This window comes from Phaeodactylibacter xiamenensis, assembly GCF_000759025.1.
Classification (GTDB): Bacteria; Bacteroidota; Bacteroidia; order Chitinophagales; family Saprospiraceae; genus Phaeodactylibacter; species Phaeodactylibacter xiamenensis.
In genome coordinates this window covers 168,972-193,156 of the sequence record NZ_JPOS01000039.1, presented here as the reverse complement: position 1 = coordinate 193,156, position 24,185 = coordinate 168,972, and the positions used below count along the sequence as shown (strand labels likewise).

Genomic DNA, 24,185 nt, shown 5'->3' with positions numbered 1-24,185 from the left:
GCAAAGGTAGGCAAGATCAACTCAATTTCTGCAGTTCCTCAATCATCAGGTCAAAATTCACATGCTCGCGGATCAAAGTAATGGCCCGTTTGATTTTCCAGGGCGTACGGGTATTGATCTTTACCTCGATGCGGCTCACCTTGACCACTGAACCATAAGTATCAAGCTGTGTCGTGATGACTGGAATCTCATTTTTAATGAAGTAGGGGTGCTCCATTTCTTCAGGCTTGTACCAGTTGGCCTGCTTGCCATCGCCGGTCACGATTACACCGGACAGTGGGGTGCGCTTTAGGTTTTTCACCTTGGCAATTTGCTTGACCTTTTCGATGGCCTCGTTCAGGCGCTTGTGGCTCACCACCAGAAGAATATTCCGAAAAGCACTGAATTCATTGAGGTCAACCAATGAGCCTGCCATGATGTCCTCCACCCGGTTATTGAGGCGGTGCCCGTTGAAGACCACCCGGCCGCCAACGACTTCGTTAACCGTTTCCATGATGGGAAACAACAAGGTCTTATCAAAAGGGACGACCCCGAGCAAGGGGATACCCATCCGCTCCAGCTTCTTGCCTACGAACTGCGTGACTTCATCGTGCTTTTCCGGGATGACCTTGTTGACAATCACGCCAATCAGCGGGAGGTTTTGCTCCCGGAACAGCGCCATGCTCATAATCAGGCGGTCAATGGTACGCCCAATGCCTCCTTCCACCACCATGACCACGGCAGCATCGAGCATTTTGGCCACATCAGCGTTGGAGAGGTCCACCACGCCGCCCACGCCCGGGTGGCCGGTCCCTTCATAAACCATAATATCAAAATCAGGCTCCAGCTTGCTAGCCGCTGCGTGGATGGCCTGTGGATAATTGAAATCTTCCGGATTAGCCAGATAAGCTTTGGTAGCGCCCCGCCCGAGAATGACCGGGCTGTGGTACTCCGGCATAAGCTCGAAGCCAATTACCTGGGAAAAGAGGACCGCATCTTTATCGGCTGTCTTCCCATTGACTGTGAGGTGCTGCTGTCCGACCGGCTTGCAATAACCGGTACTGTAGCCCATTTTTTGCAAATTAGCTACAATGCCCAGTGTGGACGTGGTCTTTCCAATATGCTGCCCGGTCGCAGCGACATAGATATTTTTCATAGGCGCTTTGTTTGAGAGCGGTTAAGGTAGGGATTTTTTCTCATCTGAAAAGGGAGTTTTCGCAACTGCGCTGCGGTAAAGACCACGCTCTTGCCTCTCAAATGCCACGTCCTGCGCCCCCTGTTATCCCTTCAGCGCGGCCCGGTTGATTTTACCGGTATCGTTTTTGGGCAGTTCATCCAAAAAGACGATATCCCGTGGCACTTTGAATTTGGCCAGGTGCGCTTTGCAATAGGCACGCAGGATTTCTGCCTCCCCGGCTTTGCCTGTGGCATGCAGTACAACGAAAGCCCGGCCGGCCTCCCCCCATTTTTCATCCGGCACACCAATTACAGCGGCTTCGGCTACTGACGGGTGAGCCTGTAATACCCGCTCCACCTCTGCCGGATACACATTTTCCCCTCCGGAGATATACATGTTCTTGATGCGGTCCACCACAAAGAAGTAGTGCCCTTCGTCCGCCCTTACCATATCGCCGGTGTGGAACCAGCCATCTGTGACCGCCTTTTGGGTCGCGGCTTCATTTTGCCAGTAACCCGGGGTGACCATCGGCCCTTTTAGCCAGAGTTCGCCGGGCGTACCGGGTGCAACGTCCTGCCCTTGTGCATCCACAATCCGGGTTTGTACGTAAAAGTTGGGCCGCCCAATCGAGCCTTTCTTTCGGATGGCATCGGCCTGATGCAGGGAGAATAAATTGGGGCCTACTTCGGTCATGCCGTAGCCCTGCCGTACCGGTACACCTTTTGCATCCCACTGCTCAATAAGCGGGATTGGCATAGGCTCTCCACCTACGATCAGGTAGTACAGGTCGGGAAATTGCGCGGCTTCAAAGCCCGGTGCATCTGCCATCATTTTCAGGATGGTGGGGACGCCCATGAAAAGCGTTGCCCGTTCCTCCTGCAAAAGCTGCAGCACCCGCTCCGGGTCGAACTTGCGCATGAGCACCGTGTAGGCGCCATGATGCAGGAAGGGCGTGGTCAGTACATTCCATCCACCCGTGTGGAAGGGCGGCATGACGTTAACCGTACGGCTTTCCGTATTGACGATGAGGCTCATAGCCGTATTGATGCTGTTCCAAAAGAGCATCTTGTGGCTGTAAATAGCGCCTTTAGGGAAACCGGTAGTGCCGGAAGTGTAAAGGATGAAGGCCGGGTGGTCCTCCCCTACCGCTTGCAGGGGGAAAGGAGGCTGCGCTTCGTCTTTCTGAGCTTCACAAAAGGATTCCAAAGTTGCCCAGGGCAGGTAGTGGGGCACTTTTGCCAGCACCTCACCGGCTTTGAGGGTTGCTTCGAATTTGTCTTCACAGATCACCAGCTTGGGCGCCGCATCTTTCAGCAGGTAGTCGAGCTCAGCTGATGCCAGGCGGTAATTCAGCGGGACGAGCACAAAGCCCATGCGCTGCATCGCGGCAAACAGGGCAATGTATTCCAGGTTATTTTCGGCCAGCAATGCGATGCGGTCGCCGGTTTGCACGCCATACTGCTGCTGTAAATGGGTACAGAGGGCATCACTAAGCCGGTCGAGCTGCCCGTAGGTCAAAGTACGCCCGGTTTCCGCTTCCCTGACGGCTACTTTTTCCGGGCTGTAGAGCGCCCACCGGGCGGTCCAGTCTTGTTGTGGTATCGTTTGTGGTTGCATGGTGGTTAGGGTTTCGTACTATACTAAACGCTATTTTATACCGGTAAAATAATTCTTTGTTGGGTTTTCACGCAAAGACCGCAAAGGGGCAAATTCTGGAGTCACAGCCCTGCCATCGGTTGCATTTGCAGCAGGCATCGAGTTAGGCCACTCTCCGCGCTCTTTGCGTAACCCCCTCTCTGCGTGAACCCCTATCCCCGCGTCCTTTGCGTGCCACTCTCCGCGCCCTTCGCGTGAACCCCTATCTCCGCGTCCTTTGCGTGCCACTCTCCGCACTCGCTGCGTGCCCCCCTATTCCAGCTCCTCCCCAAAGCGCACCGCCGCACTGGCAAAAGCCAGCCCGCCGCCCGAGCCAATGAAGTAGGCCAGCTGCCCGGCTTTGAGCTTGCCTTCTTCGTAAGCCTTGTTAAACGCCATCGGAATGCAGGCCGAGCCGGTGTAGCCATAATAATGCATCACGGTATGGGCTTTTTCCCGGGGCTGCCCCAGGCGGTCCATCGTCTCCCAGATACTGTGGATGTTGATCTGAGTGATAAAGAAGTGATCGATCTCTTCATTGCTGACCCCAATGCGGTGGCTCAGCCCATTGGCCATTTTAGACCAGATTTCAGGATTGAGCTCCTTGGGGAATTTACGGACAAACTGCAGTTGGTGCCCGTGCTGTTCGATCATCTCATGCGTCACCGGCTGCCTGGCCGCACCACCGTAGATGCCCATCCATTCGTTGTACTGCCCTTCGGTGATCAGCTCGGTGGCCAGCACGCCCTTTGAGGTGTCCCCACCGGCTTTCAGCACCACAGCCCCAGCCCCATCCGCAAAGAGCGTGACCGTCTTTTTGTCGGCTTTATTCAGGTATTTGCTCATCGCGTACGCCCCGATCACGAGCACATGATTGTACTGCTCATCGGAGCGGATGTATTTGGAGCCTATGTCCATGGCCGTTACAAAGCCCGCACAGGCGGTATTGATGTCGAAGGTCCCGGCATTTTTCGCACCCAGGCGGTCCTGCACCACAGAGGAGGTCGAAGGGGAAATAAACTCCGGCGTATCCGTGGAGATAATGATCAGGTCAATATCCTCCGGTTGCAGCCCGGCACGCTCCAGCGCCTGAAGAGCGGCTTTTTCACTGAGATCGGCGGTACTTTCTTCCTCGGTACACCAGCGACGTTCGTAAATGGCAACGTTCTCCCGCAACCAGGTGTCGACGTCTTCTCCCAAGGTTTCATTGAAATAACTATTCGGTATGACCTGCTCCGGTGCATAGGCTCCCACAGAGCAGATGTAAGCATTGCGCATGCGCTGAATTGGTTTTGATTTCGAATAAAAAGCTAATGTAGTATTTGCCGTCCGTTTTTTCCATTGGAGGCCAAAAAGAAAGGGCATGCCCGTAAAGTCAAGGCCTTTTTTACGAACATGCCCTCTTGGTGTTTTCGGACTGCCTGATTAGAGGTTGATCCGGAATTCAAGCGTGTAAATACCGCGGGTTGGCGCAGCTGCCGTGAATTCACGCAGCTCCTGATTGAAAAGGTTAACCGCTGATAAATTCACCTGATAACGGTCATTAAAGCGGTAACCAAGGTTTAAGTCAAAGGTCACAAATCCGCCAAGTGGGCCGTAGTTGTAAGTATCGGCACTGCGGGCATCTTCAATGATCGGGCGGCCACGATAGGTAAGGTCGGGATAAGACCTGGACGCAATCTGGAAGCTGGAGAAGTAGTCAAACGCTTCCACCCAGCGGGCATAAAGCCCGGCAGAGAATTTTTCATCGGAATAATCCAGCCCGATGCCGCCTTTGTTCGTCGGTGCGTTCACCAGAATATCCAGGAAGTTCACCACGCCATCGCCATTGAAGTCATTCTCCGCGTTGTCCTCATCCACACTCCAGTCAAAGTAGGAGTAGTTGGCGGTCATGCTGAATTCCGGCGTGAAGTAGTAGGTAGCTGAAAGGTCTGCACCATAGGTGTTGACCAGGCCAAAGTTGATGTAAGTCGCTACCAAGCCGCCATAGGCACCAAAACCAGACTGCACATCCTCAATAGGCTGATCGCCACGGGCCGTTGTCACTCCAACTACAGTGACCGGGCTCAGGAAGTCTTCGGAAATATTGTAATAAGCATTCGCATCAATAAACAGCTTATTGGGGATCACCTGGCCGCGGTAGCCCAGTTCGATCGTCTGCAGGCGTTCCACGGTTTGCTTAGGCACCATTGTGCCGTCAGCCAGGGTGAAGCCATCTGCATTGCCCAGGATCAAACCGCTGAACAGGTCACCGAACATATTGAGAATAGTAGGGGCGGCAATGCCCTGCCCGTAAGTCAGGCGCCAGCTGCCATAATCTCCAATTTTCAGCAGGCCGAATTTCGGTACAAAGTTGGCCTCGTACACATCGTGGTAATCATAGCGGGCGGCGCCAATTGCTTTAAACCCGCCACCGAAGTTGTAGGTCAGGTGCGCATAGGCACCGTACTGATTGACGACGATATTATCGCCATCCCAAAACGGATTAAACTCATTCTCAATGAGGTAGGTGCCGTTGGAATTGGCGCGGTCTTGTTGCCACTGCGCACCGGCAATCAGCTCCAGTCCACCAAAATTTTCGTTGTACTGAATCTCCGCATTGGAACGGCTGGAGGCATCCTGAAAAAGCGCCCCCGTTTCGTAAGAGTAGTCCCCACGGGCCTCTTCGTCACTCAGGCCTGCCAGGTCAATACCCGTGTAATAACGCTTGGTGCGGTCGTCAATAGAATACGTATCGTCGGTGCTACTGCCGGTGTAGTAAAACTGGGCGAAGAAATTCTTGTAATTCACCCGGGCTTGCGCAAAGTAAACCTGCCAGTCGATGATCTGATTCCGGCCCACGTTGGTTGGGGAAAGGTAATTGCTGTTGCTGTAGCCAGTGTTAAAAATGAATTCAAGATCGTTTGTCGGCGTATAATACAGGGCGCCTTCCAGTCTCGTGAAGTCAATGCCCCGGTCAAGCTCCAGCTCTTCATACCCTTCGGCAATGCCATCGGGGCCTTCATACTCCGGTGTGCCGCGTAAATTGCCCTTGGCGTCGAGCCGGTCGATGAAAATAGAGTCCGCCCATTCGAATTCCGTAGCGGCGGAGTACTCGCCCATTATTTTGTAGGCAAACTTGTCATTCACTTTGTTGGCGTGCCGCAGGCGCACTGAGTAGAGCGGGTCGCCATCGCCGCTGACGCCTCCATTAAGCGTGATCGTCGTCCCCTCGGAGGTACGGGGGTCCTTGGTCACAATATTGAGCAATCCATTGTGGGCATTGGGGCCATACATGGTCGCATTGGGGCCTAGCACGACCTCCACCCGCTCAATATCTTCTTTGATGGTGGTGTTCAGCGGGCCAAAAGGCAGGCCGGTAGCAATCAGCGTGGAGTACCGCCCATCAGTCACCTGAAGGTTCTTAGCGTTAAAGTTAGAGTTGAAGCCCCGGATGTTGAAGGCCGGAGTGGCAATACCTGCCCGGAAGTAATCCACCCCCTTCTGACGGGCAATCAGTTCCGCAGGGTTACCCGCATATTCCTGGATTTGCCGGGCGAAGATGGTTTCGATCGTCGCCGGGCTTTCCACCAGCTTTTCAGGGCGCTTGGAACCAGACACCACCACCTCGCTACCGATAATCCCACCGGCAGTCATGGCGAAATCCTGCTCCACCTGCCCGCCTTCCGCTACACGCACAGTGGCTTTGGAAGGCTGATAACTCACATAAGATACCACAATCGTATAAGTCCCCGGTTTGACGTTGACGAGGTAACGCCCATCTTCATCTGTGGACGTCCCGACAGAGGATCCCTCAATCAAAATATTGGCGCCGATCAGCGGCTCATTGGTAAGGTCATCGGTGACTACACCGAAAATTTGCCCGGTTTGCGCCCATGCCGACAGGCATAGCAATACCAGGACTGCAAGGGTAAACAGTCGTTTCATAAACATGGTCTTTTCTCTTTCGGTTAGAACAATCAGGCAATAGCGACGCCTTAGCTAAAATTTTAGGCTACGCAGAAAAACTATTGCCAATTAAAATTCGGATAGTCAAAATTAGGGATTGGGGCTTCCATACCAAGTACCGTTGATATTCATCATGGCTTGACTTACAACTTAACCCACCAATAAAACACCCCTAAACTCCTATTTTACAAGACTTAACAATCTTAAAATCCATGCCCTGACTTGCAGTTATTTTTTATGGCACTCCCATGACAAAAAAGGTGACATTCGTCATTCCATTTTAGAACCAGCTTATTTTAAATTTGTCTAAATAAAACTAACGATTCATTCTATCAACAAGCAAAAGCCATGACCAGAAGATCGACCAACCGGACTGATGCCGATCCAACTGCAGTACGTATGCCATTTCCACTCCCCATTGTGGAGGCGAAGAAGAAGAAAAAGTGCTGTAAAAAGTACAAGAAAGGGAAGCGGTGCAAGAAATGCCCGGATTGTTAAGACTGCGTTGGGAATTCGCTTTTGGAGCGAATGAAGTCAAATTTTATTCTGAACAAGGCGCGATGAGGGAGCCTAGCCTGAGCTAAGCGACTGAAGAGCAACGAAGTGCAGGATAAAATTTGGCAAATGCAGCCCAAAGGGTGAAATCCCAACACAGTCTAAGCTTTTTTCAGCTCAAAGACCCAGTAATCGAATAAGCCGCCGGGCTTTAGGAGTTGTCTGCGTAAGATGCTGAAGCCTGCTCTTTTCACCTGTGTTTCGTACTGAGGCAGGGTGTGTTGATGTGGGTGCAGCACATCTCCGGGAATTGCAGCAAAAACCGGTTGCAATATCGGATAGTGGTGTGCGTCTACGGAAAGCCAGCAGGTTCCATCAGGCTTGAGCGCTTGCCGCAACCGTAGCAGGGCTAATGGCATATCTGCAACGTGATTAATGACGTTGAGGCAGAAAACGTAGTCGTACATCGCCTCCTCCGAGAGGTCCTCCAGCGCCATTTGCCGAAAGGTGGCACCGGTATACCGTGCAGGCTGAAAATGCGGCAGTGCCTGATAACGTTCCAAAAGAGGGTCTACAGCGGTGACGGCTGCCCCATCGAGCACCATAAAAATGCCCGCCGGCCCACAACCAGCATCGAGCACCGTACTGCCCGGCGGCACGGCAATGCCCAGCTCTTTCATTACCCGCTGCCAGTAAGCGGCTTTCTGCGCCAGGTAATCTTCCGGCATTTTTTCCGACAAATAGCGCTTCCACCAACGGATTTCCGCCCATTGCGCGATCTTCCACCTTAAATTAAAATGTTGTTTTTTTGCCATGACCGGTGAGCGTCGTACTTTGTGAGCGTTCAAAGGTAATCAAAATCAAAAAAGCCATGCTCGTATCAGTGGGTACGCGGGTGCGTTTGGTCCACTTGCGTGAAAACGGGGTTGTCACAGAACTCCTCCATGAGGAGGGCATGGCGAAGGTACGCCTTGATGACGGGGACGAAATCCCGGTCTTTCTGGAGGACCTCTCCCGGCCGGACCCGACACCATCCAATAAGCCACCGGTGAAGGCGAAATTTGTGCCGGGCAAGCAGGACAAGGTGGAAACGCCTCCGGAGCGCCCGCCGATTGAAAGCCAGTACCTGATCATCAAGAGCAAAGGCATCCAACTGGCTTTTGACCCGCTGCCGGAACCCGACGGACAGGTGCGGCAGTACAATATCTACCTGCTCAACGACACCCGGAGCGACTACCTTTTCACCTTCGAGCTACAGCTTGACGGGCGTGTGGTTCAGCGCGAGAACCATAAGATCGACCGCACGTCCTATGTCCCGGTGGGGCAGCTGCACTTTGACCAGTTGAATGACACCCCTACTGCGGTCGTCTCCTGCTGGCGCCTGACCACCTCCGGCACCGGCCCGAAAATGGAGAAAACCCTGCGCATACGGCCCAAGCAGTTCTTCAAGCGGACCAAAACAGCTCCTCTGCTCAACCGGAAAGTCCACCTGTTCCTGGTCTTCGAGCCAGATGCTGATCAGCAGCCACCAAAAGAAGAAGCCGAAGACCTCCGGGATTACACCCGCAAAAATTACCGCCCAAAACCCGAGTGGCAGGACATCCGCACCCGTATGCCCCACGAGGTATTGGAAATGGCGGAGTTCATCCCGGAAATCGACCTCCACATCGAAGAGCTCCGCAGCGACTTCAAAAAGCTGAGCAATGCTGAAATCTTGCGCATACAGCTGTTCCACTTCGACCAGTATATGCGCAAGGCCATCCGATTGGGGGTGGAGCGGGTGTTCATCATCCACGGTATCGGCAAAGGCAAGCTGCGGGATTCGATTGCGAGCCGGCTTATTCAGATGCCGGAGGTCCGCTCTTTTCGCAATGAGTACCACCACCGGTATGGGTACGGGGCTACGGAGGTTATTTTTTGATGGGTAGGCATTGGGGATGTGCCGTGCTTTTGGAGAAAACGGATTTCTTTGCTATCAGGCTCCTTACCAAACCCTTTCTGCTGCTAAAGACTACAGCCATTCCTGCAAATGAACTCCGAGAGCCTTATCTTTATTGGGTAAAACTCTAAACCCTGTGAAAATGGCATTCATTGCGGAAAGAACAGACGCCCGCGTATTTAGAAGCGCCGCTCATCCACACCAGATTAGATACCACGGAATTCACCGAATACACGGATGCGCCGCTTAATTGCACCAGACCAAACCCCAAAAACCTTTTTCTGTGGCTCCCATGTTTTCCGCGTATTCCGCGTGTTCCGTGGTCCCCCCATCCACACCAACCCCATTCCGCCTAATCAATTCAGCCGGTAACCGGGCAATATGCTGAAGGCTTTCGTTATGAACCCGCCGGGAACAGTACGAACTTCATAACAGACGGAGGTCTTGCTGATTAGCTAACCTCCTGCGCCTGTCTTGCGGCAAAAGCAACATATCATATCCTATTTCGACCGGTCCGCTTGCAGCGTATTTATGGCAGCTTAATTTAAGCCCTTAAACAACGGCTGCCCGGTTTATTTTCATTTTAACTACTTTAGTTGCCACGAAATCTATTGACATCAAAATGGTATTACAATGGCATCAAAAGGTCATGAATATAGTACAAAAAGCAGATTGCTAAAAGTCCTCCGTGCGGTTCAGGAGCAACCGTACCGATACACAAAACGGGAATTAGCGGACCTTTACGGGGTCTCTGCCGACACCATAAAAAACGATTTTGAAGCGATCCGGAATACCGGGTTTGATCTTGATTATGACTCCAACTACCGCTATGCTTTCGCGGCAGATAAACCCTTTGAAGACCTGAAAGCCCTGCTGCAACTTAATGAGTCGGAGCAGTTGCTGTTGCTTAGGGCACTCAATCACCTGGACAGCCCCTCCGAAAAAATTACGCAGCTTCAAAAGCGACTTTCCAGTATTTTTGGGAACCGCCAGGATTACCCTGGGGCAGCAGATACCCCCAGGTCGGTGAGCACCCCAGGGCCGGAACATTGGCGGCGGCCTTACCTGACCAAATTTCAGCTGCTGCAGCAAGCGCAGGAGCAGAAAATACAGGTGGTACTCCTTGGCTACCGCTCCTCCAATAGCAATGTGGTGTCTGACCGCCGGGTGGAACCCTTTCATACCCGGATAGAAGATGATACCGTACAGGCCTTCGACCTTGATAAGGAGGATACGCGCCACTTCCGTATCTCCCGCATCAGGCGTATTCGGATGACGGATACACACTGGATGCACGAGGAGGGGCACAAGGTGCTGGCCACTGATCCGTTCCGTATTGTCGATGATCGGCAAGTGCTTGTGCACCTTAGGCTAAAAGTAGGAGCCTACAATGAGCTGGTGGAGCGCTACCCCCTGACCAAAGCTTACATTCAGGAAGATGCGGAGCAGGACAACGTCTTCGACTTCCAATGCCGGGTCAACCATAAATTCTATGGGCTGAGTAATTTCATCCTGGGCTTCCACCATCAGGTCATTGAGGTGATTGCACCGGAGGGCCTGAAGCGGCATTTGGAACGGGAGCGGGAGCGGATGCGGTTTTAGGGGTGAGGGGGTTAGGGGTGAGGGGGTTAGGGGTGAGGGGTGAGTTTTTTAGGAGTGGTGCACTTTCTGTTACTTAGGACAGTGGATGTGCTCAAGTGGTCTTTTGAGAATTAGATCAGAGAAATTCTATATGGTTTTCCATGTCTTTCATGCGAAGAGATTGATGAAGGACTTGCAATTTTCTGATGAATTCCCCTATTGCAAATGGGCGTGTTGCGAATGCTATACCTGCATGCGGTTTACCTTCTGAGTGCAAGCGCAGGAAATCGTTGTCGCAAGTGACTATAACATACTTGTTGATGTAGGCAAACTCAATATGAGCGATGTCTGATGCGGTGCGCATGCCGGCTTCGATGCAGGTTAGGGCCTCAATTCCGCGGCTTTTAAGGCCTTTAGCGACGGCACCCGCGATATGCTCATCCAGATAGAAGCGTATGTCTGACACGAAGTAAAGACTTTATTTTTTGATTTTGGATGGGGTGAACCGCATCAGGTCTGCTACTTCAGCGTCTAGTTGCTTCCATTGCTCTTGGAGCGCTTCTATATTCGCGTGGTAATATGCCATTGCCATGTAGATATCGGCAAGCTCAAGCTCATATGCAGCTGCTATTTCGTCAGCGCTTTGCCCTTGCAATTCTATCCAGTTTACAATATCGCGTATTCGTATCCTGGTGCCCTCAATTCTAGCTTGACCACCGCAAATATCATCTGTGCGGACGATTCTATCTGTTAAAACGGTTGCTGCCATGTCTAATCGTTTATCCGGTAATCTACGATAAAATGAGCAAAAATGAAAGCAGGGGCAGCAGTTCGGCTTGGAGCTTGTTGAGATTTTAGCCGCCTCAATTGTGTCTTTCGTTTGAAACAATGTCGTATATTCACCGTACAATAATGCTACAGTAGCGTTCCTGACGCTTCATCTGTACTTACCGATAGCACATTTCTAAGGAAAAATATTTAGCTGGGGTGATAGCTGCCCCAGGGGTGGCTGTAGCTTTGCCGCTGTGTATGATGATAAAAATGATGGCTTATGAGAATATACTTGAAGTTAACACCGAATACAGAGATTGTACCCTTCAATTACCAGAGGGCATTGGTAGGCGCTTTTCACAAGTGGCTTGGAGAGAACGAGCTGCACGATGAGATTTCATTGTATTCCCTTTCCTGGCTATACGGTGGGAAGATGCGCCGGGATAAAAAAGGCTATGACTTTCGAAATGGTGCGGAGTTCTTTATCAGCTCTCCACTCGAAGGCCTGCACAAAAGCGCTGTGTCAGGTTTGTTCAAGGATGAGAAGATACAGTGGGGGATGCGAGTAGAGGAAGTAAGGATGCGTACCACGCCCGACTTTGGAGAGCGGCAGCGATTTATCGCCCAAAGCCCGATATTCATCAAAAAACGGCGGGAAGAAGATAATGGGCAACAGTTTGTCTTCCCCGGCGATGAAGATGCGAATGCCCTGATGACTGCTACCCTTCAAAAAAAGCTTGAACGGGCCGGCTTGGCTAGCAACGCCACCGTAGCATTTGACCCGGAATACCAAAATCCGAAGACCAAGAAGATCACCTTCAATAAGATTGACCTGATTGGCACCTTCTGCCCGGTCATTGTGGAGGGCGACCCGGAAGCGGTGCGCTTTGCCTGGGATGTGGGGGCCGGGCATTCTACGGGGATTGGGTTTGGGGCGCTGCGGTGAAGATAATGGGTGCAAATTCCTACGCAACCGTGCCAATACTGGCATCCTCCGCAAGGTGCGGGTTTGAGAAACCATAGCAACTTGCACTCTTGGTAAGCAACAGATTTACATAGGCATTTAGTTTCACAAAATTGATTTATGGATTATCACGTCGTGAAGTATACCGGCCCATTTGGGTTTATTAAGCCTTGGACGGCGGTTCGGGATGGAGAGACATTTTCGCAGCAATTCCTTACACCCAGTATAGTTGAAGGAATGGAGAAAAAGCTTTTCCCGGAATTGCTCTCAGAACAAGGTATATTCAAGATCAAACGCCACAGGCTTGCCTATAATGGATTGGCAAGGCAAATGGAAGTTATTCAAGGGGCGGATTACGAGACAAAAAAGATAAAGGGTCAAAAAGCAAAAGTTAAAATGAGACGGCAGCAGGGCATTCTTTTCCGCAGTGTGCTCTTGAACCCTATACTGTACTTGGCTTTTGAGTCACTACCTGATGCGGAGATCGCGGCCCAGCAGCACCTATGTCTCTGCAGAAATGAAGACTTGGTATATCCTACTGATCTACAGTCGATGCCTGAGGCTGAATTTGAGGAATTAGTAGGCTTTGAGCTACAGTTCGGCGAACACCTTGATGAAGCCTTTTTGGTTGGGTACAATCGGTATCATCAAGCCGTTCCTATGTACGGTCGACTTGAAATAATTGGTGATGCTTCTCAATTTCACGACTATGCGTAATCTTCTGGCAAAAAGTGCAGATAGAGGCTTGTTGTTCCTGGAGGAGCATACTTTGCATGTAGTTCAAGCCATAGAGGCTTTCGCAAAAGCCTATTCATTTGATCAGGAATTGGCGATAAAAGGTGCTATCCTACATGACTTGGGCAAGGGGCATCCGGTATTTCAAGCGATGCTTCTTGACAAACCCAAAGAGCACAGAGAAGGATGGCTCAAAAAGCTGGCAGGAAGCGAAGCAATTAGAAAAGAGCTAAGGTGGAGGGACCTGGATAAAGTACCTACGCATCGGCATGAATACTCCTCTTTGGCATTTTTGCCGCTTTTCCCAAAAAAGGAGTGGCCGGCGCTAATCGAAATGGTTGTAGCTCATCACAAGTCTATCGTTGGAGACAAATCCGGCAGAGGTTTGCTTGACCTGTTGGAAGAAGAAGCTGGAGATCCATCAATGATACTCGAAACACACTTGAACTACTATGAGGAATGGGCACCCGCTGCAATTGAGGTCGCTTCAACATTTGGCTTGCCTAAAATTGAAATTTCTGAAGAAGAAGCATCAGATGCTTTAAAATACGCTATAGATTATGTGGAAAGCATGCCAAATGATTGGTCGCCGCATCGCGGCTTGCTCATGACTGCTGACCATTTTGCCAGCGGTTTCCAGAATGAAACGACAAAGAAGACCCTTAAACTATTCAAGGTGCCGGACACAAAACCTTATGAACAGCGGACAAAGAGTGAACGTGCCTATTTGTACCCGCTTTCACAGGTAAAGGTAGATGTTGCCAAAAAGCATACACTGGTCACAGCACCCACGGGAGCAGGTAAAACCGACTTTCTTGTTCGAAGGTGTAAGGGTCGTATTTTTTACACTTTACCTTTCCAGGCTTCTATTAATGCGATGTATAAGCGGTTTAAGGACGACTTCCCAGAAGAAGATATAAGGAGAGTGCATGCCGCTTCAAAAGTCAGTCTCGAAACCGAACCAGCAGGAAAAAGGATTGCAGAAGAAGCATCTGAAGATGTTGACATGCAGCATCATCCTGGAGCTTCTATTAAGGTGATGACGCCACACCAATTGTCTGCCTTGGTTTTTGGCACGCCAGGTCATGAAAGCATAGCTTTGGATGTGCGTGGACAAGATGTGATTCTAGACGAGGTCCATACCTTTAGTGATAAAGCACAACGGATGGTACTTGAAATAGTGCAGCGATTGATTGTGCTGGAATGCAGTGTGCATATCGGAACTGCTACTCTACCTACGGCCCTCGCTCATCGATTATTAACTATACTTGGAGGTTCAGATTCTGTATATCAAGTAGAGCTAGATGAGCATATACTTGAGGATTTTGACCGTCATGTCATTTATAAAAGTCATGAAGGTAGCCCCATAGATCGTGCTGGCATGGATTCAATCATTGACCTTGCTATTGCCGAAGGGGAGCGCATATTGATAGTTGCAAACCAAGTAAAAAGGGCACAAGAAATCTACGAATCACTACGACAAAAACACAGCAATATACCTATAGTCCTAATTCATAGCCGATATCGGCGAAAGGACCGAGCAAAACTTGAAAAAGAGGTAATCGAATTACAAGACCCCAGCTTCGGAACCCAGGCAGCGATTGCGGTGGCTACACAGGTTGTAGAAGTTAGCCTGGATATCTCTTATGACCGCATGATTACAGAAGCAGCACCTCTTGATGCTTTGATTCAGCGCTTCGGGAGAGTCAATAGAAAAAGGAAACCAAAAAGTGAGCGGAAATTAAGACCTATTCATGTCCTTGCTCCTTCTGAAAAACCCAGGGAGGTTTTGCCTTATGATATAGAAGTCGTTAAACGCTCTTATGAGGTTTTACCGGACGGAGATGTATTTAAAGAGAAAATGACACAGTCTCTTCTGGATGAAGTCTATCCTGAAAGCGCCCCCATCCCCACTTCCAATGATTACCAGTTTATAGAGGGCGACCACTGCAGAATGAAAAAGTTGGAGCACCGCCCCAGGGGTGTAATCATTGAAGCCCTGGGTATTGAAGGGCAGTGCTGTGTTTTAGCCAGTGAAGTAGAAGAGTACCGATATGCCCGACATGATAAAAAGCCACTTTACGAGATACCTGTACCTGGAAACTTCAACAGATATAACAAATTGGCTATCGAGCAGTCAGGAAGCTATCCATTAATTCTTCCGGATGAGCGCTATAAGTTTGATGAAAAGGACCGAAGAGGGCTCATCGCAGAAAAGCAAGTATCTCCTAACGCACAAATCCTTTAGTCTATGTATACAGCAGAAATCGGAAAATTGATTTTTAGCCGCTGGAAAGAACGTACAGGGAGAGAGGTCACTGTCAAAACGTACTTTAACGAAGAGTTCTTTCCGTTGTTTTTTGATAGTGAACGCTACTTGATGTGGGTTAACAACTCTAGATTTGACCAAGCTTACAAGCAGAAAAAGAAAAGGCCGCTTACGACAGAAGTCAGGCAGGCAGCGCTATCTGCTTTTCATGAAGATGTGGAAGTGCTGGAGGGGCGGGAAGGGCACCTTTTTATGGGCGGATTCAGCCGGGATCTTTCCTCCGCTACCGCAAGCCAAATTAGTCAAATAGATATTGGTTTTCATACCGATGATGCCTACTACTCCTGGCTGGGGATGGCCGCAGGTATTGGAGTCAAAGGAGGGGTTTCTCTACTTTTAAAAACGCCTGCTGTTCTTGATTTAATTGTAGCGGGCTGGAGCTATTACAGAAAGTTTTTAAACGATTATGATACTCTTGCGCCACACCAAATTGACAGTTGGAATGCATGGTGGTTGATACATAATGCTAGCCGAAAAGTTGAAAAAGACAGATTAGCAGGGTTTCCACCTCCAAATGCAATGAATGAAAAGGATGGGGTAAGCGCCTTTGTTACACCCTCTTGGATTAGTGTTCTTTTCGCCTTGATAAGGGTTGCGGAAAAGCCGGATATCATGACCTACATCTATTCGTTTGGGCAGACTAATAAGTCCATCGGTTTCGTGCCGATCAAGCTAGGTGAGATACAAAAGTTATCAACGCTGTACGAGAAACTCTTCGGCGCAGAGGATTTCACCAGGGAAAGAAAAAGCTTAGAAGCGCTATACGACACTGAACTAAGCTTTTTTCAGGCTTGCCGAATGGGAGCTATCGGATTAAGGGCAGTAGAGCCCAAAGACCTCCGGAAATATATGACTACCAGAGATCAAAGTCCAAAGTCTATCAAGTTCAGTGAAAATACTATCATCAATTTCAGAATATATCAAACATGGATCATTGCTATGCTTAAGAACGAAGAGTTACTCTTGACTGCACAAGAGCTGGCTGAAGTCCTGTCTAAGGTAGGGCCCTCATCCAGAGGTAAAAAAGTCCTTTCGCAAGCTGTTGCGAAAGTCTTAGAAGCAGGCGGTAAGAAGCAATTTATAACCGCACTGACTGACCTTATTACAGAAGAAGAATTTAAACAATCTCCTGCTGCTGAGCAGAAAGGCGTTTTTGAGAAAACGGTACACGAACTGATGCGGATGCCAGCAACTAATGTCCCGCTATTCATCACGCTTGTACGCTTTAAGCATGCATACAATAAACTTTAAAAAATTAATCACTATGTCTAGATTCATTTATATCCGAGGATTGCGCCAAGTTGAACATACTGTCTTTGGCGTTAGTGACGGGCAAAAGCACTATTGGGATGCATTGACAAACAAACCCCAGCCCTACTCAAGTGGCCAACAAGTGAAACGCTCTATACTTGATGCTATGGTAGAATCCATGGATGGGGAACGACGTGCCCCTATCACGTTCAACTACCAGCTAAAAAAAGCTAAAGCAGGCGAAGTCAAACAATCTGACCAAAAAGAGCCTTGGAACCCTTGCGACCCAAAATATGCCGATCAACTTATAGGTGGATGGATGCGCGCCCAAAAAGGTGCTACCGCTGTAAAAAGAAGAAGCCCTCTTTCTATCTCAGCCATGAGGCCATTACATCCGTCCCTGGCTCGATTGGAAGATTCTGAAAGCGGCACATTTGACCGTAGCGATCAACCTGGCTATCATAAGGTGAGGGTTACAGATGAAAAAGGCAATGAACTCAGCCCGGAAGAAATAAAAGCGTATTTAACTGAAGCTGATAAAACGCTTCCCATGCGTAACTGGCTCAAATTAGGTCCCCGAGCAAATGGATTGTTTGTCTTTGATATAGCTGTTGACTTAACTACGCTTTTCTCCGTTTCTACTAACCAGTATGATCCGGAAATTACTGAAGAGCAAATAGCCGAGCTGAAAGAAGAGGGATGGAGGGAAGTTGGAGAGCGCTTATACGCCCCTGCAGAACGGCAAAGTCAGATTCTTAAAGCTTTAGCCAAAGCAATTGTCAACTGGCGTATAACGAGTAATCAGAGCCGTACTTTTAGCCCGCAGGGGACATTAGCTCTGGCTGTTAGCAACAACGCAAACAGTATCATCAATGCTATCCGCGCGGATATTGTGGAAGACGCAACGCAGCCTTACAAGGCAGCACCAGTAATTGATGATTCTATTGACGGTGTTGAGTTGTTTTTAGCTCCAGCAGTAAAAGGTTTTGTTAGCGAAGTGGTTGTAGACGGTAATGCCATGAATAATGCAGAGCAACACATTTTGCAAGAGTTGCAGAAGGGAATCATGCAAACCTCATGATCTCCGCGTCCCACATCACCTACTACCACCTTTGCCACCGAAAGCTGTGGCTGCACCACCGGGGCATGCGGCAGGAGGACAACAGCGCTGCGGTGGGCGAAGGCAAGCTTATTGGAAAGCAGTCTTACGCCCACCGTGCTTCCCGCTGGCGGGAGCTCAACCTGGGGTTCCTGAAAATTGACCACTTCGACCCACGCGAAAAGTTGGTGCGGGAAGTCAAGAAAAGCCCTAAACTGGAGCACGCCCATGTGGCGCAAGTCCAGTACTACCTGTATCTATTGGAAAAAGCAGGTATTGATGGCGTACAGGGTATACTTGAATATCCAAAACAACGGCGTAGCAGAACAGTAACGCTTACCGATGAAATCCGGCAAGATATTCAGGGCTGGGAAGCTGAAATCGAACGGATTGTGAAACAAGATCACTGCCCGGCTTTGGTCAAAAAAGCCTACTGCCAAAATTGTGCGTACCGGGACTTTTGTTTTGTATAAACCGTATAGCTATGAAGAAAGCGTATTACCTGTTCAATCCCGGGCGCATGAGCCGGCGCGAGAATACCCTGAAGTTTGAACCTCAGCCAACCGAGGAACGATCGGACCTGAAGCCAAGGTACCTACCGGTAGAAGGCGTTAGTGCGCTTTATATTTTCGGCAGTTTGGATACCAATAGTGCCTTGTACAATTTTTTGGGGCGCAATCATATCCCGGTTCACTTCTTTGATTACTACCAGCATTACACCGGAAGCTTTGCCCCCAAAGAACATTTACTCGCTGGCCAGCTTCTAATAGCTCAGGCTGATGCCTACCGTGAGACTTCGCAGCGCCTGGGCATAGCAAAGGCCTTCGTAGAAGCCAGTATGTTTAATATCCTCAAAAACTTAAGGTATTATGGAAACCGCGGCCGGGAGCTCAGCGACATTATAATGCAGGTCGAGCAACTGAAAGCAGAGTTGCCAAATGCAAAGAATGTAGGGCATTTGATGGGATTGGAAGGCAATGCCCGGCAAACGTACTACCAATCCTTTGGAAGCATCATTGATACTTTTGAGTGGAAGGGAAGGCGCAAGCGGCCACCGGCAGACGAGCTCAACGCACTGATTAGTTTTGGCAATTCACTTTGCTATACTGTATGCCTTGATGCCATCTACAATTCACAGCTCAACCCTACCCTGAGTTATTTGCACGAACCGGGCACCCGCCGTTTCAGCCTGGCCTTGGATATTTCCGAAATTTTCAAGCCTATTCTTGTAGACCGACTAATCTTCCGATTATGCAACCGCAGGGAAATCCGCCCCGAACACTTCGATTGGGTAGACAATGCCTGCTTTCTATCGCCAGCTGGCCGGAAAAAGGTGGTACAAGCCTGGGAAGAACGCCTGCAACAGACGATACAGCACCGGAAACTGGAGCGCAAGGTCAGCTACCGGCACTTACTCCGCCTAGACTGCTACAAACTAGCAAAGCACTTGCTCAAAATGGAGCCTCAGTTTGAACCCTTCAAAATCTGGTGGTAATGTACGTAATCCTGGTCTACGATGTTCATCAAAAGCGGGTCGGCAAAATGCTGAAGCTGTGCCGCCGCTACCTCAACTGGATTCAGAACTCTGTCTTTGAAGGCGCCATCAGCGAGCTCAAGCTCAAGGAGTTAATCTTTGAAGCCTGGCAGATTATGGATGAATCTTACGACAGTATCATTATCTTTAGCAGTAGGAACGAGCGTTGGCTGGACAAACAGGTAATCGGGCTGGAGAAAAATGAGATTGACCAGTTTTTGTAGGATGGAGAAACCCCGATTTTGATCTGTGTTCAATGCTCTTTGAAATACCAGTGTGAGCATCTGCTCACCCAAACACCGCCCCCAACTCCACCTCAACCCCAGGGAAAAGCCCCACCGGCACCTTATCCCCCACGGTGTACGGGGTGGAGCGCGGCAAGGCATACTGCCCGTCAGCGTCCAGCCAGTAAGGGAGCACTGTACCTTCAGCCGGGTGCACCACCCAGTACTCCTGTACGCCGGCGTGGCGGTACAGCTCAAACTTTTCGTTGAGGTCTTTATGGGCGGTGCTTTGGGAAAGGATTTCGATGATCCAATCGGGTGCACTATTGCAGCCGTGATCATCGATTTTACCGAGGTCGCAAATGATGCAGAGGTCGGGCTGCACAACAGTTTCCGATCGATGTTGTTGATCTGCTTCCGGCAAAGGCAGACGTACATCAAACGGGGCGCTAAACAGCTTACAATTTTTGTCTTTCAGATAGCTGCCGATAACTCCTTGCAGATTAATGGAGGCCGTTTGATGGGAAGTACCTGGTGTATATACCATTTGCACGACCTTTCCACGAATAAGTTCGACCCTATCTTCCAGTTGCCAGCTGAGATAGTCGGCATAAGTGTATTTTTTGGACAGGTCCAATTGATCGATGCTGGTAATCATGCCAATGCTTTTAGTTAAAATACAGAGAAATGGCCAATAGTTCAACTTTATTGTTGTCTGTCGGGGCTGTTAGTGAAGGATTCAGAACACCATCTTCATCAGGGTAGAATCTTCCGGAAGTATCCTTATCTTTAGTGGGTGCCAGACCGACAAACGGGTGACCGGGCTGAAGCAAAAGGAGGTCAGCCGGTGTTTGGAGCGTGCGTCGACCTGCCGGCCGAAAACACAAACGGTATAAAACGCGGACCCATTGAAATACTCAAAATACTGGTCATCAATGTGTTAAGCCAGTCGTCGACCTCGCGGCAAAATCAGCTTACCGGCGGCCGACGAAAAACCGGAGCTAAAAAGGCTCAATGTTCTTTGACAATTGGTTAATCTTTAGTTACTTACACATAGGCTTTACCGGCCGCTTAATCGCACCAGATTGGAATTGAAACTTCCAGCTCGTATCTGGGCACTCCTGATGAGGGCGACGCTTAATCGCACCAGATTGGAATTGAAACGGTAATCGGCATTAATTTCTCCGACCAGCTCAATCACGCTTAATCGCACCAGATTGGAATTGAAACTATTATCCAGATAGGTCGAAAGGTCAACACTGCCGCGCTTAATCGCACCAGATTGGAATTGAAACTCGTAAACAAAAAGGAGCTCGGCAGTCAGGTGGAAGCCGCTTAATCGCACCAGATTGGAATTGAAACTGGGCAAAGTTTTTGAGAATGCCCGGCTGAGTGCCACGCTTAATCGCACCAGATTGGAATTGAAACTAGGCGAAAAGAGCATGAAGGGAGCCATTGCCCTGACGCTTAATCGCACCAGATTGGAATTGAAACGTATTGGTTCATGGAGGCAATCCAGGCGTTTATCTCCGCTTAATCGCACCAGATTGGAATTGAAACTCATACAGGCAAGTGATGAAGTCCGAAGCAGTAAACGCTTAATCGCACCAGATTGGAATTGAAACTTGGTCTGGCTGCCCGCTACGTCGTCAGTGGGCGGCGCTTAATCGCACCAGATTGGAATTGAAACCAGCTCCCCCGGCCGTATAAATGTAAAGTACACGACGCTTAATCGCACCAGATTGGAATTGAAACTTATTCTTTCCAGTTCTTCCAGCCTTACTGCTATCAACGCTTAATCGCACCAGATTGGAATTGAAACTTAGCATTGTAGATATTGCTCAAATATCCAGAAAGCGCTTAATCGCACCAGATTGGAATTGAAACTCGGTTACATCTTCCGCCGGTTCTTCCACGGTTTCCGCTTAATCGCACCAGATTGGAATTGAAACTGTCCACCTTGTACAGCAGCTCTTTGCCGTCTGCGTCGCTTAATCGCACCAGATTGGAATTGAAACTACACCCTAAAGGAGGGTGGCTCGAGCTTAAAAGCACGCTTAATCGCACCAGATTGGAATTGAAACTCATATAGCGCATAAGCCGCCGCGCCTGATGGGACGCTTAATCGCACCAGATTGGAATTGAAACCTGGTTCCCGGTGTCCGATTCCCACCCACTCGCTGCCGCTTAATCGCACCAGATTGGAATTGAAACTGGAAAACCTCGCCCGCCTGTACGGTTGTAATCTCGCGCTTAATCGCACCAGATTGGAATTGAAACCTGAGTATTCCGGCAGGTCCTCCGCCTTAGAGATACGCTTAATCGCACCAGATTGGAATTGAAACCCGTGAAGTAGCCACCCGCGCCGGTCCAACCCAGCACCGCTTAATCGCACCAGATTGGAATTGAAACTCATTTGCGAAAGCGGGAAGTAGGGGCGCTCGGGGAGCGCTTAATCGCACCAGATTGGAATTGAAACTAAAATCCAGGCGGCGGCTTTCGCCCGGCCCGATCTCCGCTTAATCGCACCAGATTGGAATTGAAACAGCTTTTGCCGTTCTGCAGGTCGGATTCCACGCGGCGCTTAATCGCACCAGATTGGAATTGAAACTGGACGGTAGACTGTCTACGGCTGGCATTAAAGTAGCGCTTAATCGCACCAGATTGGAATTGAAACTGGTAGATGGCCTTGCGCTGCTCCAGGAAAGCACGTCGCTTAATCGCACCAGATTGGAATTGAAACGTTAAAGATAATGGTAGTAATTACTTCAGGTATTTTCGCTTAATCGCACCAGATTGGAATTGAAACTAGGCAGGCGGAATAACATGCTTTTGCCAGGTGCGCGCTTAATCGCACCAGATTGGAATTGAAACCCGATTACTTTTGTCGCTTTCGGGGTGCCGCTTACTCGCTTAATCGCACCAGATTGGAATTGAAACGGGTTTTGATCATATACTCGACCTCGTTCTTAGCCCGCTTAATCGCACCAGATTGGAATTGAAACCGTCGATTTCATTTTCTAGTAAGTCTATAGCCCCCCGCTTAATCGCACCAGATTGGAATTGAAACTGATCTCTGCCTGCAAAGCCGCCTGCGCTGCTTGTCGCTTAATCGCACCAGATTGGAATTGAAACTCTTTTGTTGCCATAACAACAATACCTTTTCCTTCCGCTTAATCGCACCAGATTGGAATTGAAACTGGTAAGTATGCCCTTGATACGCAAGCTCCCCAGCACCGCTTAATCGCACCAGATTGGAATTGAAACCGAGAAATGGAGCAGGTTTGCAGATGATAACGAAAGCGCTTAATCGCACCAGATTGGAATTGAAACCTTTGTACAGATAGTGCCCAATCGCATCCTGCCACACGCTTAATCGCACCAGATTGGAATTGAAACTGTTGAACAGGCGGGCAACATTCAGCATCTCGCCGACGCTTAATCGCACCAGATTGGAATTGAAACTTGTTGTCCGTGTACTTGCGGTAAGTCATTTTGCCCCGCTTAATCGCACCAGATTGGAATTGAAACTAGCTCTTCGCCCGTGCATTGCGCAATATGCGAGGCGCTTAATCGCACCAGATTGGAATTGAAACTGATAAAGTTGTCATCTAGAAAAAGTGCTATCAACCCGCTTAATCGCACCAGATTGGAATTGAAACGGCTATGAATGTCATTGCAGGGGCTGTAACGGCAGCGCTTAATCGCACCAGATTGGAATTGAAACCTTTTTCGCGCTAGAGGTTGCAAAAAGCCTATCTAACGCTTAATCGCACCAGATTGGAATTGAAACGTGCAAAACAGGTTTGTCGCTATTGTCAATTACCACGCTTAATCGCACCAGATTGGAATTGAAACATAATCCAAAATTTGACAATCACCCTTCGCTTCGGCGCTTAATCGCACCAGATTGGAATTGAAACAAAGTAATAAATCCTACTGATACAAAAGTACCTGTACGCTTAATCGCACCAGATTGGAATTGAAACAAGGTCCTAACTTTTAAAACTCTATAGTCATGCGTACGCTTAATCGCACCAGATTGGAATTGAAACATGTTCCCGCGTAATTCTTTTACGATTAGGCTAAAGCGCTTAATCGCACCAGATTGGAATTGAAACTAAGAATATTAGGCATGGTCAGGGACTGGGCTTTTTCCGCTTAATCGCACCAGATTGGAATGGAAACATATACAGGCGAAGGTTAGTTCCGTTTATTACGCCCGCTTAATCGCACCAGATTGGAATGGAAACCGGGTATCACGGAAAACACCGAACACACTGAAAAATCCCTCAATCACACCATATCGGTTTGGGGCATAAAAAAAGCCCTCAGCGTTATGCTGAAGGCTTTCGTTGTGAACCCGCTGGGGCTCGAACCCAGGACCCCTTGATTAAAAGTCAAGTGCTCTAGCCAACTGAGCTACGGGTTCCTAAAATTGGCTATGTTGCGGTGCCTTTTTCGTAAGGCGTTGCAAATATAGGGCAGTTTGGCGGAAAAAACAAAGGAGAAATTTTATTTTTT

General features: G+C 49.3%; 18 protein-coding genes, 1 tRNA gene and 1 CRISPR repeat array. Of the genes, 10 read left to right on the top strand and 9 right to left on the bottom strand.

The window, feature by feature from the left end; all coding sequences use genetic code 11:
- Positions 1-16: 16 nt before the first annotated feature.
- The 5 genes from IX84_RS17240 to IX84_RS17220 form a co-directional block, all read right to left on the bottom strand.
- A complete protein-coding gene (locus tag IX84_RS17240; protein WP_044223537.1) occupies positions 17-1,135 on the bottom strand; it encodes a dethiobiotin synthase in 1,119 nt (372 codons plus the stop codon).
- A 123-nt stretch (positions 1,136-1,258) separates the two neighbouring features.
- Positions 1,259-2,773 (bottom strand): class I adenylate-forming enzyme family protein, encoded by a 1,515-nt coding sequence (locus IX84_RS17235; RefSeq protein ID WP_044223535.1) that lies wholly within the window; start codon positions 2,771-2,773, stop codon positions 1,259-1,261.
- Positions 2,774-3,064: 291 nt separating this feature from the next.
- Positions 3,065-4,069 (bottom strand): 3-oxoacyl-ACP synthase III family protein, encoded by a 1,005-nt coding sequence (locus IX84_RS17230; RefSeq protein ID WP_044223533.1) that lies wholly within the window; start codon positions 4,067-4,069, stop codon positions 3,065-3,067.
- A gap of 147 nt (positions 4,070-4,216) precedes the next feature.
- Positions 4,217-6,718, bottom strand: coding sequence for a TonB-dependent receptor (locus IX84_RS17225; protein WP_044223531.1), 2,502 nt, complete (start codon positions 6,716-6,718; stop codon positions 4,217-4,219).
- A 677-nt stretch (positions 6,719-7,395) separates the two neighbouring features.
- On the bottom strand, positions 7,396-8,049 hold the full coding sequence (locus tag IX84_RS17220; RefSeq protein WP_044223529.1) for a class I SAM-dependent methyltransferase: 654 nt from the start codon (positions 8,047-8,049) through the stop codon (positions 7,396-7,398).
- Between the two features lie 56 nt (positions 8,050-8,105).
- Between IX84_RS17220 and IX84_RS17215 the strand changes: the two genes are divergently transcribed.
- On the top strand, positions 8,106-9,155 hold the full coding sequence (locus tag IX84_RS17215; RefSeq protein ID WP_044223527.1) for a Smr/MutS family protein: 1,050 nt from the start codon (positions 8,106-8,108) through the stop codon (positions 9,153-9,155).
- A 690-nt stretch (positions 9,156-9,845) separates the two neighbouring features.
- A complete protein-coding gene (locus tag IX84_RS17210; RefSeq protein WP_160213815.1) occupies positions 9,846-10,775 on the top strand; it encodes a helix-turn-helix transcriptional regulator in 930 nt (309 codons plus the stop codon).
- A 115-nt stretch (positions 10,776-10,890) separates the two neighbouring features.
- Here IX84_RS17210 and IX84_RS17205 read toward each other — a convergent pair whose 3' ends face one another.
- Both IX84_RS17205 and IX84_RS17200 read right to left on the bottom strand, forming a co-directional pair.
- Complete coding sequence (locus tag IX84_RS17205; protein WP_044223524.1) at positions 10,891-11,220, bottom strand: DUF5615 family PIN-like protein; 330 nt, start codon at positions 11,218-11,220, stop codon at positions 10,891-10,893.
- A 12-nt stretch (positions 11,221-11,232) separates the two neighbouring features.
- The gene (locus IX84_RS17200) at positions 11,233-11,523 is read right to left on the bottom strand and encodes a DUF433 domain-containing protein (protein WP_044223522.1); all 291 of its coding nucleotides are present in this window, start codon (positions 11,521-11,523) and stop codon (positions 11,233-11,235) included.
- A 282-nt stretch (positions 11,524-11,805) separates the two neighbouring features.
- On the opposite strand from IX84_RS17200, the gene cas6 reads away from it, so the two are divergent.
- The 8 genes from cas6 (at position 11,806) to cas2 (ending at position 19,661) form a co-directional block, all read left to right on the top strand.
- Entirely contained in the window at positions 11,806-12,471 is a 666-nt protein-coding gene (cas6, locus tag IX84_RS17195; RefSeq protein ID WP_044223519.1) for a CRISPR-associated endoribonuclease Cas6, read from the top strand.
- A gap of 138 nt (positions 12,472-12,609) precedes the next feature.
- Positions 12,610-13,206, top strand: coding sequence for a hypothetical protein (locus IX84_RS17190; RefSeq protein ID WP_044223517.1), 597 nt, complete (start codon positions 12,610-12,612; stop codon positions 13,204-13,206).
- Entirely contained in the window at positions 13,199-15,472 is a 2,274-nt protein-coding gene (locus IX84_RS17185) for a CRISPR-associated helicase/endonuclease Cas3 (protein ID WP_044223873.1), read from the top strand. Before IX84_RS17190 ends, IX84_RS17185 begins: the two co-directional genes overlap by 8 nt.
- Before the next feature lie 3 nt (positions 15,473-15,475).
- A complete protein-coding gene (locus IX84_RS17180) occupies positions 15,476-16,804 on the top strand; it encodes a hypothetical protein (RefSeq protein WP_044223515.1) in 1,329 nt (442 codons plus the stop codon).
- A gap of 13 nt (positions 16,805-16,817) precedes the next feature.
- Entirely contained in the window at positions 16,818-17,885 is a 1,068-nt protein-coding gene (locus IX84_RS17175; RefSeq protein ID WP_044223513.1) for a hypothetical protein, read from the top strand.
- Entirely contained in the window at positions 17,882-18,376 is a 495-nt protein-coding gene (gene cas4, locus IX84_RS17170; RefSeq protein ID WP_044223511.1) for a CRISPR-associated protein Cas4, read from the top strand. Before IX84_RS17175 ends, cas4 begins: the two co-directional genes overlap by 4 nt.
- A gap of 11 nt (positions 18,377-18,387) precedes the next feature.
- Positions 18,388-19,398 carry a type I-B CRISPR-associated endonuclease Cas1b gene (gene cas1b, locus IX84_RS17165; RefSeq protein WP_044223509.1) on the top strand — a complete coding sequence of 337 codons (1,011 nt, stop codon included), beginning with the start codon at positions 18,388-18,390 and terminating at the stop codon, positions 19,396-19,398.
- Positions 19,398-19,661, top strand: a complete 264-nt coding sequence (gene cas2 / locus IX84_RS17160; protein WP_044223507.1) for a CRISPR-associated endonuclease Cas2 — start codon at positions 19,398-19,400, stop codon at positions 19,659-19,661. Before cas1b ends, cas2 begins: the two co-directional genes overlap by 1 nt.
- A 64-nt stretch (positions 19,662-19,725) precedes the next feature.
- Here the strand turns inward: cas2 and IX84_RS17155 are convergent, their stop codons facing one another.
- Entirely contained in the window at positions 19,726-20,319 is a 594-nt protein-coding gene (locus IX84_RS17155; protein ID WP_044223505.1) for a Uma2 family endonuclease, read from the bottom strand.
- Between the two features lie 410 nt (positions 20,320-20,729).
- Positions 20,730-23,914: direct repeats of the CRISPR family, unit length 30 nt; unit sequence CGCTTAATCGCACCAGATTGGAATTGAAAC.
- 105 nt (positions 23,915-24,019) lie between these two features.
- Positions 24,020-24,093 (bottom strand) — tRNA-Lys (locus IX84_RS17150).
- Positions 24,094-24,185 lie beyond the last annotated feature (92 nt).